The sequence below is a fragment of the Streptomyces sp. NPDC003943 genome, from assembly GCF_053605265.1.
This window is the reverse complement of the sequence record NZ_JBSGIW010000019.1, coordinates 42482-58571: the sequence shown is the minus strand read 5'-3', so window position 1 is coordinate 58571 and position 16090 is coordinate 42482. Positions and strand designations below refer to the sequence as shown.

The following is a 16090-nucleotide window of genomic DNA, read 5'->3' as shown; positions in this document are numbered from 1 at the left end:
TGTGCCGATCATAGAGGCTGGCCGGGGCGCCGTTCCAGCTCCGAGGCCCGTCACGGGCCTCCGGCGGGCTGTGAGGCTGCCCACCCGGACCGTCCGCCCGATCGTTTCTGCGCGGGTCTGACACGGGTCGACGACGACCTGACCGAATGTGACTTTCCGTGAGCTGGCGCGTGCACGTGTCGCGTCGACCCGGCGGGTCCCGCTCACCCGACCGGGGCAGCGGAAAGGTGCGAAACCCGGCAAACCACCACAAGGTGGGTGAGGTGTCGCACATTCCGGAGCGGGAGGTCCACGTGAGGGGTCACGTGAAGGGTCAGCAGCCACCCGGGCGAGTGCACGGGCCGGTGCGCCGTTCGCGCCTGCGGGCCGGCGCGGCCGCCTTCACCTCTCTCGCCGCGCTCGCCGCGATCGGACTGGTCGCCGGCCCGGCCGTCGCCGCGCCCTCGGCGGGACCCTGCGCCCTGCCCCGTACCGCCGCGCACCACTCGCTCGGCCTCGACACCTGGAACGGGTCCTATCCGCGCCCCACCCGGGCCCTCGACGCGGTCATGATCTTCCTGTCCTTCCCGGACTCCGCCCCCATGACCACCCCCGCCCAACTGGCCGCCGACCACTTCCCGGGCACCTCCGAGTTCTTCGAGCGCGCCTCCTACGGCCGCTTCGACCTGCGCGTCCACCCGCAGACGAGCTGGACCCGGATGCCGCGGGAATCGGCGGCGTACGCGATACGGCGGGACTGGAGCGCCGAGCACCGGGCGGCCTACCTGCGCGACGCGATCCGGGCCGCCGACGCCTCGGTCGACTTCTCGCGCTACGACATCGTCTATCTGGTCGCCGACCCGGACGCGCCCGGCGTGGACTCCGACGCCACCAAGGTGGTCAACCTGGAGCACCCGCTGGAGGCCGACGGCACCGAGATCAAGCGGGTCGTCACGGTCTTCGAGCGCCACCCGCCGGACCGCAACGTGCTCGCCCACGAGACCGGCCACGTCTTCGACCTGCCCGACCTCTACCACCGGCCGACCGACGGCAAGGGCGACTGGGACACCTACGTCGGCGACTGGGACGTCATGGGCAGCCAGTTCGGGCTCGCGCCCGACCTCTTCGCCTGGCACAAGTGGAAGCTGGGCTGGCTCGACCGCTCCCAGGTGGCCTGCGTACGCGGCCCGGGCACCCATGTCGTCAGCCTGGAGCCGGTCGCCGCCGCCCCCGTCGCCGGCGGCACCGTCGGCACCCGGCTCGCCGTGGTCCGTACGGGCGGGGACAGCGCCCTCGCGATCGAGGCCCGCTCGGCGACCGGCAACGACAAGGACACCTGCACCGAGGGCGTGCTGCTCTACCGGGTCCGCAACCAGGCGGCCTCCGGCGACGGCCCGGTCGAGGTCGTCGACACCCACCCGCGCACCGAGGCGTGCTACGAGCGCTCGGTCTACCCGCCACTCGCGGACGCGCCGCTGCGCGAGGGCGAGGCGTACACGGTGCCGGGCACGGGCGTACGGGTCGAGGTGGACGGGCGGACCAGGGCGGGGGTGTGGACGGTGCGGATCAGCGGCCCGCAGCCGGTGCGGTGACGGCAGCCGGCACAACGAAGAAGCCCCCCGCTTCCGCGAGGGGCTTCTTCCGTCTGTGCGCCGCCAGGGACTCGAACCCCGGACCCGCTGATTAAGAGTCAGCTGCTCTAACCAACTGAGCTAGCGGCGCCTGCTGACGTCGTAGACATTAGCATCCGGATCCGCGGAACCAAAAATCGATACCCGCACATCGGCCGCCCTAACCGTCCGGACGGCCCTGACCGCACGCACGCAGGCCCACAGCAGCACCTCCGGCCCGGGCAGCCACGGCTTGCGGGTGTCGGGGGCGACGAGCCAGCGCGGGCCGGCCGAGTCGTGCGGGGTGAGCGGCGGGATGGTCACCGCGTCGCCGGTGCCGTGGCAGAGCGGCCTCGGGACCTCGGGCCCCCACTCCTCCCAGTCGAGCAGGGACGGTAAGCGCTGGGCGGTGCCCGGGGCGGCGAAGAGCAGCATGCGGCCCCGGTGCACCGCGACGGGCCCGCAGCCCGGGCCCTCGGCCCACAGCCGGTCCAGCATCCGGCGTCCGAAGGTCGGCTCGACGTTCACCACGTCGAAGACCGTGCCGCAGGGGAGTACGGCGGGGGAGGCGGGATGCTGTTCCCAGGTCGCGAGCGCGGGGCCCGGGCGGGACGTGGCGGAGGCGAGCCAGGTGGCGCCGTCCTCGGTGACCCGCGCGGGCTGGTGCCGGCAGATGTCGTAAAGGATCGTCGTCTCGTCGCTCAGCCACGTCGTCATGCCAGTGGTCTACCGGGCGTGACGGCGCCGTCTCGGCGGGTTGCCGAAAATCCGGACACGAGGGGGGCCGGAGGAGTATCTTGCGCCCCGGCATATGCCAGGAGGTCGAGCCTCCCGGCCTACTCCTCCGGGTCGCGGCCGCCCGTGCGGATCAGGTCCTGACCGAACTCGATCATCTTGCGGGCGTAGTCCTCGGTCCACTCCGCCCGCTCGGCCACGTCCGCCGCCGTCAGCCGGTCGAACCGGCGCGGGTCGGCGAGCTGTGCCGCCGCGATCGCCTGGTACTCGATCGCCCGGTCCGTCGCCGTGCGGAACGCCAGCGTCAGCTCGGTCGCCCGGGCGAGCAGCTCCCGTGGGTCCTCGATCTTCTCCAGGTCGAAGAAGTGTTCCGGGTCGGCGGCAGCCTCGGCCGGTTCGAAGATCAGCGGCGCCGGCCTGACCCGCCGCTGCCCGCTCCGCTCCGCGGATTCCGCCATGATCCCTCTCCTCCTCACACACGCGGCCCGGACACCCGGGCCACCTTCCATTCTCCCGCGCCTGGCAAGAGGGCCGGAGGGGCCTGCCTACGGGGTCCAGGGCACCCGGTGCTCCGCGAGGTGCGAGAGCACCGCGTGGTTCGCCTCCCAGCCGTCCGGGAACTTCACCGTGACGCCCAGCTGGACCGGCTCCGTCGACGGGTGTTCGTCGAGGAGCTCGGTGACGCCGGCCCGGCAGACGACGATGCAGGCGTGGCGGTGGCGGGAGGCGAGGACGCAGAGGCGGCCGGTCTCCAGATGGAAGGCGGTGGCGTCGGGGCGGCCGGACAGGGGGTGGAGGACGACGGTGACGTCGTACTCGCGGCCCTGGAGGCGGTTGGCCGTGTCGACCGTGACGCCCGCGACGCCCAGGTCGGCGAGCGCGGCGCGGATCGCCGCCGCCTGGTCGCGGTGGGCGGTGCCGACGGCGATGCGGTCCGGGGTGAGGGGGACGGGGGCGGGGGAGCGCTCGCTGGTCGCCGCGCCGCCGCGGTCGAGGAGGCGGCGGACGAGGAGGGCGACCGCGTGGACGGCCTCCGGGTCGGTGCGCGGGGTGTGACGGGCGGGGAGTTCGAGCAGGCCCCAGCCGGACTCGGCGGCCTCGTCCAGGACCCGGTCCGGGGCCGAGCCGTCCGAGGGCACGCCGAAGGAGAGCTTCCGGTCGCCGTGGCCCGTACCGCTGCGGAACGGCGTGTACGGGTAGAAGGCGGCGGAGACCAGCGGCGCGGCCGAGGCGGGGAGCCGCCAGGAGACCGGGAGGCGGTGCTGCGGCAGCTCCGGGTTGTGGGCCAGGAGGGTGGAGACGGCGGACGCCGACGGGTCGTACGACAGGCCGGCCCACTGCTCGGCGCCGACCACCGAGAACGGATCCAGCTGTCCCGGGTCGCCCACGAACAGCGCCCGCTCGAACAGCCCCGCCACGGCGAGCAGCGCGTCCGAGCGCATCTGGTACGCCTCGTCCACGATCGCGTGCGCCCACGGCTCGACGTTCTTCACGTGCGCCCACTTCGCGGCGGTCGAGATCACCACCGGCAGCCCGGCGAGATCCGCCGGCTTCGACGACTTCCGTACGTGTTCGAGCTCGTCGAGCGCCTTGTCGTACGGGTCCGAGTCGTTCGAGTGCAGCCGGCCCACGCCGAGCCCCGGCTCCTTCTCGGCCAGCCGCAGCACCAGGTCGTCGACCTGGGCGTTGGTCTGCGCGACGACCATCAACGGGCGTCCGGCGGCGGCCAGTTCGAGCGCGGCGCGGACGACGAGCGTCGACTTGCCGGCGCCGGGCGGGGAGTCCACGACCACGCCACGGGCGGTGCCGTGGAGGGTGTCGGCCAGGATCTCGGCCGTGGCCCGGGCGGCCTCGGCGGAGGGGTCGAAGGTCACAGGATGTCCTCGGTGGTCACGGCGTCGGGCAGTTCGGCGGCGTCGTCGGAGCGCGGGGGGCCGCCGTGCGTCCACGGCGTGTCCTCCGGGTCGGGGAGCTTGGCGCCCGGCCGCTGGTCGTGCTCGAACAGCGTCCAGGTGATCCGCTCGCCCTTCTCCGGCACCGTGCCCTCGGCGGGCTCCTTCGACCGGCCCATCTTGTCCAGGAGCCGCAGCACGAGCGACCCGTCCTCCTCCGCGTGCGCGAACTCGGCCGTCTGCGGCTTGCCGTCCAGCGAGCGGTACACCTTCACGCCCTCGGCCAGGTGCGGGCGGTCGTCCGTGCGGACGGTCAGCAGCGGGCGGGGCCGGTTCTTCTCGGTGCGCGCCATCACCACCTCGGTGATCTCCGCGACGAACGCCTCGCCCGCGAGTCGCCGCCCCGCCATCACCAGCGGGTCGTCGAGCGCCTCCTGCGCCTCCAGCTGCCCCTGCGCCTGCTCGCGCGCCGCCAGCTTCTGCGCCGCCGTCACCGCGTCGTCGCGGCGCGGCTGCGGCGGCTCGCCCGCCGCGATGCGGTCCCGCTGGCCGGTGAACGACCAGCGGTCCCGGGTCCAGCGGTCGGCGACCCGCGCGCCCTCCGGCAGCTCGCGCAGCAGGTCGAGGGCCCGCCACACCGCGTCCCAGGTGGGCTTGAGCTGGGCGGCGATCAGGCGCCGGATCTCCCGCTCGGCCAGGGCCAGCGCGGCCAGGCCGTCCTCGGCCGCGCCGCCGTCCTCGGCCGCGCCGAGCGCCTGCCGGGCCCGGTCGTACGCCTCGACCGCGGGCGCGAGCAGCCGGTTGTCGAAGGCCGGGTCGGTCGCCGGCCCGGCCGGCGGGCACAGCAACTGCCCCTGCGCGTCCCGCCCGAGCTCGGCGCGCAGCGCCGCCTCCGCGCCGGACTCCCCCTCGCCGGGAGCGATCCAGGCGAGCAGCGCGCCCAGGTGCTGGTCCTCCAGGGACGACTGGCCGGTCGCCCAGTGCCGGTTCAGCAGGTCCGTCGCCGCCACGAGCAGCGAGGCACCCGGCACCCGGGCCCGCTCGCCGAAGTGCGTCAGCCAGCGCCCGAGCAGCGGCACCCGGGGCGGCGCCGGGAACGGCGTCTCCGGGTCCTGCTCGGCCGTGCGGCGGAAGCGCGTCGACCGTCCGAGGAGGCGTACGTACTCGACGCCGGCCCGGCTCGGCACCACCAGCTGCGGTGCGTCCGCGCACAGTTCGACCTCGACCTTGACCTTCTTGCCGGTCTCCGGGTCGGTCTCGGACCGCTCGGCCGCCTCGACGGCCCCGGCGAACGAGTCGACGTACGGCAGGATCTCGTCGGCCAGTTCGGCGAGGAACGCGAAGCGCAGGTCCCGGTCGCGGGGCTGCGGCACGACGAGCAGCCGCGGCTCCTCCGGGTCGGTGCCGACGAGCGCCCCGAGCGGCGCGCCCGCCTCACCCGACGTGGTCAACGGCACGAAGACCAGGGGCCGTTCGGACAGATGCCGGTGCCGGACGGTGGCGAGCGGCTGGGCCCGGCCGGCCTCGACGGCCTCCATCCGGGCGAGCGTGGAGATCAGCGACATGCCGACACCTCCGCGGCAGCCCCCGCGCCGGCCCCCGCCGCCTCCAGCGCCTCGGTCCGCAGCGCGCGCGCCCGGCGCAGCGCCTCGACCGCCGGGTCGTCCGGGTCGCCGGCCTCGCCGCGCGCCGCCGCCAGGACCGCGCCGATCGTCGTCAGGCCGCCCAGCTCGCCCCGTACCGACCGGCCGAGGGCCGCCACCGCGTCCGCCGCGCGGGCCCGGGTCCGGCAGTGGAAGGCCAGTTCGCACGCGGACAGGCACTCCGGCGCGTACGCGTGCGGCACGCACTCCACCGCAGAGGCCAGCTGCTCCGCCGAGCACTCGGTCACATCGAAGGTGACGCCCTCCGGCAGCGCGTCCGCGATCTCCTCGATACGGGTCAGCCGGGCCAGCTGGCGCCGGGTGACCGCGACCTGCTTGCGCACGTCCACCGCCGAACCCGTCGGCAGGTTGGAGAAGTCCTTCGGGCAGACGAGCAGCACCCGGTGCGCCACCGTCGCACCCTCCGTGTGCGCCGCGATCCGGTCCAGGGCCAGGACGTACACCGCCGCCTGGCGGGCCGCCGCGCCGACCTTCGACGCGTCGGCCGCGCCGTCGATCATCGGGAAGGACTTGATCTCGACGACCGTCCACCGCCCGTCGGGGTGCACCACGACCGCGTCCGGCTCCAGATAGACGGGGGAGCCCGCCACCTCCAGGGCCAGCATCGGATGGTCGAGCAGCGCCCAGCGGCCGGCCGCCGTCGCCTCCCGCAGCGTGAGCGCCGTGCGGGCCGCCCGGCCCTCGGGTCCGGCCGCCGCCAGCTCCGGCACGTCCACGGTGCCGGGCTCCGCGATGCCGAGCAGGGCGAGCAGCTCCCGGCCCCCGTCGGCCTTCACCTTCGCCTCGAACGCGTTGCCCCGGGCGATCGCGTACTGCGACTGACCGAACGACGACGGCGCGCCCAGCTTCGCCGCGAGCGCGGTCTTGTCCACTCCGGCGCCGTCGAGGATCGCGCGCCGCTTGCAGCCCGGGTTCGCGGCCAGGGCGGCCAGGGCGCGCGCGTCGAGCGGACGCGGCACGATGGCCGGTCCGCGCAGCTCAGCGAGCCGATGCCGGAGTGTCGTCTGCGGCGGTGTCGTCCGCGGCGGCCGGTGCGGACCGCTGTCCAGGGATGCGCTCACCCGCGGAAGTCTCCCATCCGCCACTGACAAGCGGGGAGTTTCGCGGGGATTCGCCCCCGAAGTTCCGGTCCGCGAGACGGTCTGCGAGACGGTCTGCGAGACGGTCCGCGACCCGGCGCACGTGCGGCGTGAGCAGCAGCCCCGCGCCCATCACCGCCGCCCCGGCGACCGCGTCCAGGAAGTAGTGGTTGGCGGTGCCCATCACGACCAGCGCGGTCAGCAGCGGATACGCCATGCCGACCGCCCTGACCAGCGGTTTCCGCCCGTACCGCCACAGCATCACGCCGCACCACAGCGCCCAGCCCACGTGCAGGCTCGGCATCGCCGCGTACTGGTTGGTGAGGCCGCCCAGCCCGCGCGGCGCGCTCGCCTGCCCGCCCCACCAGCCGTACGCGCTGAAGTGCGCCATCGTGTCGGTGAAGCCGTGCATCGGGTCGAGCAGCCGCGGCGGGCAGGTCGGCAGCAGCGCGAAGCCGACGAGACCGAGGAGGGTGGCGGTCATCAGCCAGGTGCGGGCGGCCAGGTAGGCGGCGGGGCGGCGGCGGAACAGCCAGACCAGGACGGCCGGCGTGACCAGGTAGTGCAGGGACGCGTAGGCGAAGTCGGCGGGGATGCCGAGCGCGGGGGTCGCCGTGAACAGGCGGTTCAGCGGGTGCTCGAAGTCGATCGCCAGCCACTCCTCGGTCCGGAGGATCCCGAGGCCGTGGCCGACGGCGTCCGAGACGTCCCCGGCGGCGAGCAGCCGCCCGGCGGAGTAGGCCGCGTACACCGCGGCGATCAGTATCAGCTCAAGCCACCAGCGTGGTCTGTGCCCGGGCATACAAGGTCCCCCCACTCGTTCCTGATCGTGGGAGGACGCGGTCCGGGCCCGGGAGGTTGCCCGCCGGTCACCGCGAATTCGGGTGGGCGATGATGGACGGGCACCCGTAAGGGGACACGTTCCCGTGAACACCTGGAGAGCCTTCATGGCACCGCGCATCCTGCTCGCCCGGCACGGCCAGACCGAGTGGTCGCTGCTCGGCCGGCACACCGGCAGGACCGACATCCCGCTGCTCGACGAGGGCCGGCGCGGCGCGAAGCTGCTCGGCGAGCGGCTCGCGCGCGGGCCGTGGCAGGGGCTCGACGGCGTCGAGGTGCGCACCAGCCCGCTGGTGCGGGCCAGGGAGACCTGCGAGCTGGCCGGTTTCGGCGAGCGGGCGACGGACTGGGACGCGCTGATGGAGTGGGACTACGGCGCGTACGAGGGGCTGACCCCGCCCGAGATCCAGAACCTCCAGCCGGGCTGGTTCATCTGGCGCGACGGCGTGCGCGACGGGGAGACGATGGCCGAGCTGTCGGCCCGTGCCGACCAGGTCGTGGAGTGGGCCCGCTCGGCCGACCGGGACGTCCTGGTCTTCGCGCACGGCCACATCCTGCGCTCGATCGGCGCCCGCTGGCTCGGCGAGGACGTCTCCTACGCCGCCCGCATCCGCCTCGACCCGACCAGCCTGTCGGTGCTCGGCTGGGCGTACGGCGCCCCCGCGGTCGAGCGCTGGAACGACACGGGCCACCTGGAATAGGCGCGGGAGCCGTCGGTACGGGGCTCGGCGCGCGGCTGTGTACGGGGCTCGGCGCGTGGCTGGCGCGTGGCTGGTGCGCGGCTCGGTACGCGGCTCAGTACGCGGCGATGAGCCGGCGCGTCTCCGACAGCATCCGGCGGATCCGCGCGGACTCGACGCCGTCCAGGGACGCCTCCACCCGCCGTACCTCCGCCGCCGCCTCGTCGGGTCGGCCCGCGTGCGCGAGGTCGGTGGCCAGCTGGGCGCGGTAGAGCGCCAGGTTGCGCGCGAAGTGCGGGTCCTGGAGGAGGGTGGCGCGCTGGGCGTGCCGGGCCGCCCGGGTCCAGTCGCCGAGCAGCGACCAGCACTGGGCCTCCAGCGCCTCCATCTCGGGCTCGCCGAAGAAGGACATCCACTCGGGGTCCGCGTCGGTGGCGCCCCGCGCGAAGTGGGCGTGCGCCCGGCCGAGGGCCTGTGCGCAGGAGGACCGGTCGCCCAGCCCGGCCCACGCCCCGGCCTCGCGCAGGCTGAGCAGCGCGAGCAGCCGGGCCGAGCCGAGCGGCTGGGCGGCGCGCAGTCCGGCCTGCGCGGCCCGTACGGCCTCCCGGAAGCGTCCCGAGTCGCGGGCCAGGAACGAGGTGTTGCAGAAGGCGTGCGCCTCCAGGGCCGCGTCCCCGGCCACCCGGGCGGTGGCGAGCGCCTCGGCGTAGTGGGAGCGGGCGTCGTCGAGCCGGCCCGAGTCGTGGGCGAGCCAGCCGACGGAGATGGCCAGCTCGCCGGCGCCGTTGTGCAGCCGGTCGGCGGTGGAACGGCGGGTGGCGACGCCCGCGTCGAGCAGGGCGTAGGCGGTGCGCAGCGGCTGGGTGGCGCGCTGGTAGAGGCCGTCGGCGCCGTGCCGGTCGTCGAGCAGCCGGATGTTCCGTACGGCGTCCTCGACGGCGCGGACCTCGGCCTCGCCGACGCGGTGGACGCCGCGGGGCGCCGGGATGGCGGCCGCCGGAACGGCGGCGGTCCTGGGGGCCGCGGTGTGGGGGGCGGCGATCGCCGCGGCCGGGCCGCAGAGCCCCAGCGAGGCGGTCGCCACGGTGGCGGTACCGCCGGTCATGAATGCGCGACGCAGCACGTCGCTCTCCTCATCGTTCCGGGTGGTGATGGCGAGGGACGGCGGTGCCCCGGCCGCCATGGCGGCCGACCGCCGGCCGCGAACGGCCTCCCGCGCCGAGAACCCCAGGTCCGCAAGGCCCAGTCCGGGGAACATGTGCAGGAAGACCCGCTCGTACGCGTAGTTCGGGCAGCGGATCTCGCCCGCCTCCACGCGCCCGATGTAGCGGGCGTCGCATGCGACCTGCTCGCCGATCTCCCGCGCCGCCCGGCGGACGAGCGCGGCGAACTCCGCCGGTGAACGCTGTCCGCGGAGTCTGCGGAAGGCGAGGTTGGGAACTGCCCGTGACAACGCCATGGCCGAGCCCTCTCCTGGTGCTGCCGGTGTTCCGGCGGCAAGAACGTACCTGCTGTGACCGGCCGCGCACTCAGGGTTTGGCAACAAATCGGATATCTCGCCCGCGATCTGCCATGAACTGCCATCCTTTGCGGCGGCGTGCCGCCGTAGCCGTTGACGCGCGCGGGCGTTGAACCAGGGTGTGGAGACGCGGCGCAGCCGGACCGCGTCTCCCGCTTTGGAGCGAGGAGGGTTCCATGGTGGAAACCGGAGCCATCGGGCCGGTCGCCCAGCCGTATGCCGGGCCGGCCGCCCAGCCGTACGCCGGACCGGTCGCGTCGCAGTCGACCGAGCGGCACGCGCCCACGCCGGACGCCAGCGCGTCCTTCGCGACCCACACCGGGACCGGGCAGGCCTGCGACCTGGTGACCGTGCCGGCCCGGCAGGGCCTGGAGGCCGTGGACATCCTGCGCCGGGCCGACCGCCGCGGCGCCGTCCCGGCGGTCGGCCCGGTGCTGCACGACGGCGCCTGCGACACGCTCGGCTTCCTGGTGCCGCCCGGCACGGCCGCGGCCTGGGACATGCCGGGCAGCGCCTGTACCCGGACCGACGGGCGCGGCCTGCGCCTGCCGGACCCGCCCGAGCTGCCCGGCCCGGACGGCGCCACCCCGCGCCCCGCCGACTGGCTGCTGCCGCCCGGCACCGGCGGCGAGGTCACCGATCCCGTGATGCTCCGCGAGGCCCTCGGCCAGGCCGCCCGGCTGATCGAGGCGGCGGACGGCTGCCGATAGGGCCCACCCGGCACATCCGCTGATAATGGGCACGTGGCAAGGAACAAGCAGCGGGAGCGGGCGGCCGGGGCCGCGGCGGTCGTGGAGACCGTCGACGGCGGGCTCGCCGAGCTCATACCCGACCGGGAGCGGCCGCGCGGCTGGACGCTGCTCATCGACGGCGCCCCGCAGTCGCACGTCGACCTCGACGACCCCGCGCACCTCACCTTCGAGTACCAGCGGCGCCTCGGCCACATCGCCGACCTCGTCGCCCCGCCGAACAAGCCGGTCCAGGTCGTGCACCTCGGCGGCGGCGCCTTCACCCTCGCCCGGTACGTGGCGGCCACCCGCCCCCGCTCGACGCAGCAGATCGTGGAGCTGGACGGGCCGCTCGTGCAGCTGGTGCGCCGCGAGCTTCCGCTCGACGCCGGCGCCCGGATCCGGGTGCGCTCCACGGACGCCCGCGCCGGGCTCGGCAAGGTGCCGGACGGCTGGGCGGACCTGATCATCGCGGACGTGTTCAGCGGGGCCCGCACCCCCGCGCACCTGACGAGCACGGAGTTCCTGGCGGAGGTACGGCGGGTGCTGCGGCCCGGCGGCTTCTACGCGGCCAACCTCGCCGACGGACCGCCGCTGGCCCATCTGCGCGGCCAGATCGCCACCGCCGCCGCCGTCTTCCCCGAGCTGGCGCTCACCGCCGACCCGACGGTGCTGCGCGGCCGCCGCTTCGGCAACGCCGTACTGCTCGCCTCGGACCGGGAGTTGCCGGTGGCCGAGCTGACCCGGCGGGTGGCGACCGATCCGCACCCGGGGCGGGTCGAGCACGGGCGGGCGCTCGCCGACTTCACGGGCGGCGCGGCGCCGGTCACCGACGCGAGCGCGAAGCCCTCGCCCGTACCGCCGGCTTCCGCCTTCCGCTAGAAGGAACCGCTCGGTCGGGCGGCGTGGTCGGGCCGCGTGGTCGGGCCGGCGTGTCGGTCAGACCGCGCGTTCGTCGATCTCCACGCGCGGCGCGGTGTCGTGCCACACGCAGAAGACCGAGATCTCCCGGCTGTCCTTGGTGAAGGTCACCCGGATCCAGGTGGGCTGCTTCCACACCTGCATCTGCCAGCCCGCCTCGGGCGTCGCGTTCACCAGCTCGGCCGACGACGTGCCCAGGTCGAAGACGGCCCGGCCGCCGTCCGTCCCGTAACTCTTCACGCTGCCGCTCGTGCCCGCCGACGGCTTCGGCGTGGCGGTGCGGCGCGGCGGGGGAGTGGTCGCCGCCTTCGACGGGCGGGCGGTGCCCGCGGTGGCCGTCGGTGCCGGGGCGGACGGCGACGGGCTCACGGGGGCGGTCGCCGAGGCGGCGGTGCCGACCTGTTCGGGGCCGGACGTGCCGGACGGGATCGGCAGCGCGAGCGGTGGGTCGTACACCGTGCCGGCCAGCACCGTGTGCACACCCCACCAGGACAGCGTGACCGCCGCGCCCGTGGCGAGCGACCACGCCAGCACGTGAACCAGTCCTCTTCGCATCGCGCACATACTGCCATCCCCGGTGTCCCCCGAATGGCGTACGGTGCCGCCCATGGCAAGTGTGCTCGTGGTCGAGGACGACCAGTTCGTGCGCTCCGCCCTCATCCGGCATCTGACCGAGGCGTCCCACACCGTGAGGAGCGTCGGCACGGCCCTGGAGGCGTTGCGCGAGGTCGCCCATCTCCGTTTCGACGTGGTCATCCTCGACCTCGGACTGCCCGACCTGGACGGCGCCGAGGCGCTGAAGATGCTGCGCGGGATCACCGACGTGCCGGTGATCATCGCCACCGCCCGCGACGACGAGACGGAGATCGTCCGGCTGCTCAACGACGGCGCCGACGACTACCTCACCAAGCCGTTCTCGGTGGAACACCTGTCCGCGCGGATGGCTGCGGTGCTGCGCCGCGCCCGGTCCGGCGCGGGCGAGGCGGCGCCGTCGCGGGAGCTGCGGGTCGGCGGGCTCGCCATCGACCCGCTGCGCCGGCAGGCGGCGCTCGACGGGGCGGCGCTCGACCTGACCCGCCGCGAGTTCGACCTGCTCGCCTTCCTCGCCGGCCGGCCCGGCGTCGTCGTGTCCCGCAAGGAGCTGCTCGCCGAGGTGTGGCAGCAGGCGTACGGGGACGACCAGACCATCGACGTCCATCTGTCGTGGCTGCGGCGGAAGCTGGGCGAGACGGCCGCGCGGCCGCGCTATCTGCACACCCTGCGCGGGGTGGGCGTGAAGCTGGAGCCGCCCGCCGGGCCCCAGGAGTACCTGCCGTGAGATGGGCGCTGGTCAAGGTGGCCCTCGCGGTCACTGTCATGGTCGTGGTCGCCTTCGCCGTGCCGCTCGGGCTCGTCGTCAAGGAGATGGCCCGCGACCGGGCGTTCTCCAACGCCGAGCGGCGCGCCGCCGGACTCGCCCCGGTGCTCGCCATCACCACCGACCACGAACAGCTCGAACGGGCCGTCGCCACCACCGACGACGGCGCCGAGGGCCGGCTCGCGGTCCATCTGCCCGCGGCGCCCGGCGCCCCCGGCGGCAAGGGCGAGGAGATCGGCACCCGGCGGGCCGGCGACGACGACCTCGCCACCACCCGGGCGCTCGGCCGCGCCACCATCGCCGAGGTGCCCGGCGGCTCCGTGCTGCTCCAGCCCACGGCCGTCAGCTCCGGACAGGTCGCCATCGTCGAACTGTTCGTGCCCGAGGGCGAGGTGAGCAACGGCGTCGCCACCGCCTGGCTGGTCCTCGCGCTGGTCGGCGTGGCCCTGATCGTCGGCTCGGTCGCGGTCGCCGACCGGCTCGGTGTCCGCATGGTCCGGCCCGCCCAGCGGCTCGCCCGCGCCGCCCACGACCTCGGCGAGGGCCGGCTCGGCGCCAGGGTGCGCGAGGAGGGGCCGCCCGAGCTGAAGTCCGCCGCCGTCGCCTTCAACTCGATGGCCGACCAGGTCGTGCAGCTCCTCGCCAACGAGCGGGAGCTCGCCGCCGACCTCTCGCACCGGCTGCGCACCCCGCTCACCGTGCTCCGCCTCAACGCGGCCTCGCTCGGCTCGGGTCCGGCCGCCGAACAGACCCGGGCCGCCGTCGAGCAGCTGGAACGCGAGGTCGACACCATCATCCGTACCGCCCGGGAGGCCAAGCCGCAGACCGGCGTGACGGCGCTCGCGGCGGCCGGCTGCGACGCGTCGGAGGTGGTGCGCGAGCGGATGGACTTCTGGTCCGCGCTCGCCGAGGACGAGGGCCGCAAGGTACGGGTCGCGGGTATCGAACGCCCGGTCCGCATCCCGGTCGCCCGCCCCGAACTCGTCGCCGCCCTGGACGCGTTGCTCGGCAACGTCTTCCGGCACACGGCGGAGGGCACCGCCTTCTCCGTCGACCTCCACAACGGCGACGACGCCGTCATCATCCTGGTCTCCGACGCCGGCCCCGGCATCCCGGACCCGGCCGCCGCGCTCGCCCGCGGTGCGGGCAGCGGCCGCGACGGCTCCACCGGTCTCGGCCTCGACATCGTGCGCCGCATGGCCGAGTCGACGGGCGGCGACGTCCGCATCGGGCACTCGGTGCTCGGCGGCACGGAGGTACGGATCTGGATCGGGCTCGACGGACGCGGAGCCGGGACGGACGGGGGCCGTCGCGGCCGGCGTCGCGGCCGGAAGGCGTGACGCCGCCCGGCCCTCCCCCGTCCGTCCCGCCCAACCTTTCGTACGCCCGATGCCTTCCTTAAGCGGACCCTAAGAATCCCAACCCCGGTCCCGTCCCGGGCATTTGTCCGTTTCCCGCTCGCTAGCGTGCTGCCGCACCCCACCCCCGGTAGGCAGAGGCAGGCACGCGATGGGCAGCAGCAGTACGCACCGGCGCAGGACGAGCAGCCGGACCAAGGTCATCGGCGCGGTCGTCGCCGCCGCGGTCGTCGGCGGCGCGGCGTTCGCGCTCTCCGGCACCGCGCAGGCCGCGTCCGTCGGCGCCGCGTACACCAGGACCAGCTCCTGGACCGGCGGCTACACCGGCCAGTACGTCGTCACCAACGAGACCTCCAGCGTCCAGTCGGGGGGCTGGACGCTGGAGTTCGACCTGCCCGCCGGGACGACGATCTCCTCGCTGTGGAACGGCGAGCACACCGTCTCCGGCCGGCACGTCACGGTGAAGCCCGCGAGCTGGAACAAGGAGCTCGCGCCCGGCCAGTCCGTCACTGTCGGCTTCGTGACCTCGGCGAGCGGCGGCGCGGCGGGCGACCCCGCCAACTGCCTCATCAACCAGGCCACGTGCTCGGCCGGCGGGCCGACGCCCACCCCGAGCGGCCGCCCCACGACCCAGCCCACGCCGAGCCCGACGGCCTCCGCGACGAAGACCCCGACGCCCGCGCCCACGAAGACCGCGACGCCCGCGCCGACGACCCCGGCCCCCACCACGCCCCCGGCGCCTTCCACCGGCTCCGCCGGGTTCGCCCCGTACGTCGACACCTCGCTCTACCCCGCCTACGACCTCCTCGGCACCGCCGGCCAGACCGGCGTCAAGGAGTTCAACCTCGCCTTCATCACCTCCGGCGGCGGCTGCGCCCCGCTCTGGGGCGGCGTCACCGACCTCGGCTCCGACAAGGTCGCCGCCCAGATCGGCGCCCTGCGGGCCAAGGGCGGCGACGTGAGGGTCTCCTTCGGCGGCGCCGCCGGGCGCGAGCTGGCGCAGGCCTGCTCCACGGCCACGGCGCTCGCCGGCGCGTACGGCAAGGTCATCGACCAGTACGGGCTCACCAAGGTCGACTTCGACATCGAGGGCGCGGCCCTCCCGGACACCGCCGCCAACACCCGCCGCGCCCAGGCCGTCGCCCAGCTCCAGAAGGCCCACCCCGGCCTGGACGTCTCCTTCACCCTGCCGGTGATGCCCGAGGGCCTGACCCAGCCGGGCGTGGACCTGCTCGCCGACGCGAAGCGGAACGGCGTCCGCGTCGACGCCGTCAACATCATGGCCATGGACTACGGCCCGGCCTACAGCGCCGACATGGGCACGTACGCGATCCAGGCCGCGACCGCCACCCAGGCCCAGATCAAGGGCGTGCTCGCGCTGTCCGACGCGGCCGCGTGGAACGCCGTCGCGGTCACGCCGATGATCGGCGTCAACGACGTCAGCTCCGAGACCTTCCGGGTGGACGACGCCACGCAGCTGGTGGACTTCGCGAAGTCGAAGGGGATCGGCCGGCTGTCGATGTGGTCGGCGGCCCGCGACAAGCAGTGCGCGTCGGGCGCGGTGAACCACGCCGACCCCACCTGCTCGTCGATCCTCCAGCAGCCGCTGGCGTTCACGAAGGCGTTCGCCGCGTACAAGTAGCCCGCAAGGACCTCCAGGTCCCCCCGCACCGCGCGCCCCGGACGTTCCACCCCACCACGTCCGGGGCGCGCTCCCTTATTGAGTCA

Annotated in this window: 15 protein-coding genes and 1 tRNA gene; 7 read left to right on the top strand and 9 right to left on the bottom strand. The window is 74.8% G+C overall.

Annotation, left to right across the window (positions count from 1 at the left end; all coding sequences use genetic code 11):
• Positions 1 to 305: 305 nt before the first annotated feature.
• Complete coding sequence (locus tag ACWEV0_RS11300) at positions 306 to 1571, top strand: M6 family metalloprotease domain-containing protein (protein ID WP_453148559.1); 1266 nt, start codon at positions 306 to 308, stop codon at positions 1569 to 1571.
• Positions 1572 to 1627: 56 nt separating this feature from the next.
• Here ACWEV0_RS11300 and ACWEV0_RS11295 read toward each other — a convergent pair.
• From ACWEV0_RS11295 to ACWEV0_RS11265, 7 genes are all read right to left on the bottom strand, one after another.
• Positions 1628 to 1701: transfer RNA gene (locus ACWEV0_RS11295), tRNA-Lys, on the bottom strand.
• Positions 1692 to 2306 (bottom strand): bifunctional DNA primase/polymerase, encoded by a 615-nt coding sequence (locus tag ACWEV0_RS11290; protein ID WP_453148516.1) that lies wholly within the window; start codon positions 2304 to 2306, stop codon positions 1692 to 1694. The genes ACWEV0_RS11295 and ACWEV0_RS11290 overlap by 10 nt, the downstream gene beginning before the upstream one ends.
• Before the next feature lie 119 nt (positions 2307 to 2425).
• Complete coding sequence (locus tag ACWEV0_RS11285) at positions 2426 to 2782, bottom strand: hypothetical protein (protein ID WP_403801009.1); 357 nt, start codon at positions 2780 to 2782, stop codon at positions 2426 to 2428.
• An 87-nt stretch (positions 2783 to 2869) separates the two neighbouring features.
• Positions 2870 to 4198, bottom strand: coding sequence for an AAA domain-containing protein (locus ACWEV0_RS11280; RefSeq protein ID WP_453148514.1), 1329 nt, complete (start codon positions 4196 to 4198; stop codon positions 2870 to 2872).
• Positions 4195 to 5781 carry a hypothetical protein gene (locus ACWEV0_RS11275; RefSeq protein WP_453148512.1) on the bottom strand — a complete coding sequence of 529 codons (1587 nt, stop codon included), beginning with the start codon at positions 5779 to 5781 and terminating at the stop codon, positions 4195 to 4197. Before ACWEV0_RS11275 ends, ACWEV0_RS11280 begins: the two co-directional genes overlap by 4 nt.
• Positions 5772 to 6941 (bottom strand): hypothetical protein, encoded by a 1170-nt coding sequence (locus ACWEV0_RS11270; RefSeq protein WP_453148511.1) that lies wholly within the window; start codon positions 6939 to 6941, stop codon positions 5772 to 5774. Before ACWEV0_RS11270 ends, ACWEV0_RS11275 begins: the two co-directional genes overlap by 10 nt.
• On the bottom strand, positions 6859 to 7761 hold the full coding sequence (locus ACWEV0_RS11265; RefSeq protein WP_453148510.1) for a phosphatase PAP2 family protein: 903 nt from the start codon (positions 7759 to 7761) through the stop codon (positions 6859 to 6861). The genes ACWEV0_RS11270 and ACWEV0_RS11265 overlap by 83 nt, the downstream gene beginning before the upstream one ends.
• Before the next feature lie 145 nt (positions 7762 to 7906).
• On the opposite strand from ACWEV0_RS11265, the gene ACWEV0_RS11260 reads away from it, so the two are divergent.
• The gene (locus ACWEV0_RS11260; protein WP_453148508.1) at positions 7907 to 8500 is read left to right on the top strand and encodes a histidine phosphatase family protein; all 594 of its coding nucleotides are present in this window, start codon (positions 7907 to 7909) and stop codon (positions 8498 to 8500) included.
• Positions 8501 to 8594: 94 nt separating this feature from the next.
• Here ACWEV0_RS11260 and ACWEV0_RS11255 read toward each other — a convergent pair whose 3' ends face one another.
• Complete coding sequence (locus ACWEV0_RS11255) at positions 8595 to 9938, bottom strand: tetratricopeptide repeat protein (protein WP_453148506.1); 1344 nt, start codon at positions 9936 to 9938, stop codon at positions 8595 to 8597.
• Between the two features lie 236 nt (positions 9939 to 10174).
• Between ACWEV0_RS11255 and ACWEV0_RS11250 the strand changes: the two genes are divergently transcribed.
• Positions 10175 to 10708, top strand: a complete 534-nt coding sequence (locus ACWEV0_RS11250) for a hypothetical protein (protein WP_453148504.1) — start codon at positions 10175 to 10177, stop codon at positions 10706 to 10708.
• Between the two features lie 33 nt (positions 10709 to 10741).
• Positions 10742 to 11608 (top strand): spermidine synthase, encoded by an 867-nt coding sequence (locus ACWEV0_RS11245; RefSeq protein ID WP_453148502.1) that lies wholly within the window; start codon positions 10742 to 10744, stop codon positions 11606 to 11608.
• Between the two features lie 57 nt (positions 11609 to 11665).
• Here the strand turns inward: ACWEV0_RS11245 and ACWEV0_RS11240 are convergent, their stop codons facing one another.
• Complete coding sequence (locus ACWEV0_RS11240) at positions 11666 to 12211, bottom strand: hypothetical protein (protein ID WP_453148500.1); 546 nt, start codon at positions 12209 to 12211, stop codon at positions 11666 to 11668.
• Between the two features lie 43 nt (positions 12212 to 12254).
• On the opposite strand from ACWEV0_RS11240, the gene ACWEV0_RS11235 reads away from it, so the two are divergent.
• From ACWEV0_RS11235 to ACWEV0_RS11225, 3 genes are all read left to right on the top strand, one after another.
• Positions 12255 to 12965 (top strand): response regulator transcription factor, encoded by a 711-nt coding sequence (locus ACWEV0_RS11235; RefSeq protein WP_453148498.1) that lies wholly within the window; start codon positions 12255 to 12257, stop codon positions 12963 to 12965.
• Positions 12962 to 14344 (top strand): sensor histidine kinase, encoded by a 1383-nt coding sequence (locus ACWEV0_RS11230; protein WP_453148496.1) that lies wholly within the window; start codon positions 12962 to 12964, stop codon positions 14342 to 14344. The genes ACWEV0_RS11235 and ACWEV0_RS11230 overlap by 4 nt, the downstream gene beginning before the upstream one ends.
• A gap of 169 nt (positions 14345 to 14513) precedes the next feature.
• The gene (locus tag ACWEV0_RS11225) at positions 14514 to 16004 is read left to right on the top strand and encodes a glycoside hydrolase family 18 protein (protein ID WP_453148494.1); all 1491 of its coding nucleotides are present in this window, start codon (positions 14514 to 14516) and stop codon (positions 16002 to 16004) included.
• Positions 16005 to 16090 lie beyond the last annotated feature (86 nt).

Bases quoted from the DNA above. Each gene is read 5' to 3' on its own strand.
- ACWEV0_RS11260 (WP_453148508.1), top strand. From the start codon at position 7,907: ATGGCACCGCGCATCCTGCTCGCCCGGCACGGCCAGACCGAGTGGTCG.
- ACWEV0_RS11290 (WP_453148516.1), bottom strand. From the start codon at position 2,306: ATGACGACGTGGCTGAGCGACGAGACGACGATCCTTTACGACATCTGC.
- ACWEV0_RS11255 (WP_453148506.1), bottom strand. From the start codon at position 9,938: ATGGCGTTGTCACGGGCAGTTCCCAACCTCGCCTTCCGCAGACTCCGC.
- ACWEV0_RS11225 (WP_453148494.1), top strand. From the start codon at position 14,514: ATGGGCAGCAGCAGTACGCACCGGCGCAGGACGAGCAGCCGGACCAAG.
- ACWEV0_RS11250 (WP_453148504.1), top strand. From the start codon at position 10,175: ATGGTGGAAACCGGAGCCATCGGGCCGGTCGCCCAGCCGTATGCCGGG.
- ACWEV0_RS11285 (WP_403801009.1), bottom strand. From the start codon at position 2,782: ATGGCGGAATCCGCGGAGCGGAGCGGGCAGCGGCGGGTCAGGCCGGCG.
- ACWEV0_RS11235 (WP_453148498.1), top strand. From the start codon at position 12,255: ATGGCAAGTGTGCTCGTGGTCGAGGACGACCAGTTCGTGCGCTCCGCC.
- ACWEV0_RS11275 (WP_453148512.1), bottom strand. From the start codon at position 5,781: ATGTCGCTGATCTCCACGCTCGCCCGGATGGAGGCCGTCGAGGCCGGC.
- ACWEV0_RS11265 (WP_453148510.1), bottom strand. From the start codon at position 7,761: ATGCCCGGGCACAGACCACGCTGGTGGCTTGAGCTGATACTGATCGCC.
- ACWEV0_RS11240 (WP_453148500.1), bottom strand. From the start codon at position 12,211: ATGTGCGCGATGCGAAGAGGACTGGTTCACGTGCTGGCGTGGTCGCTC.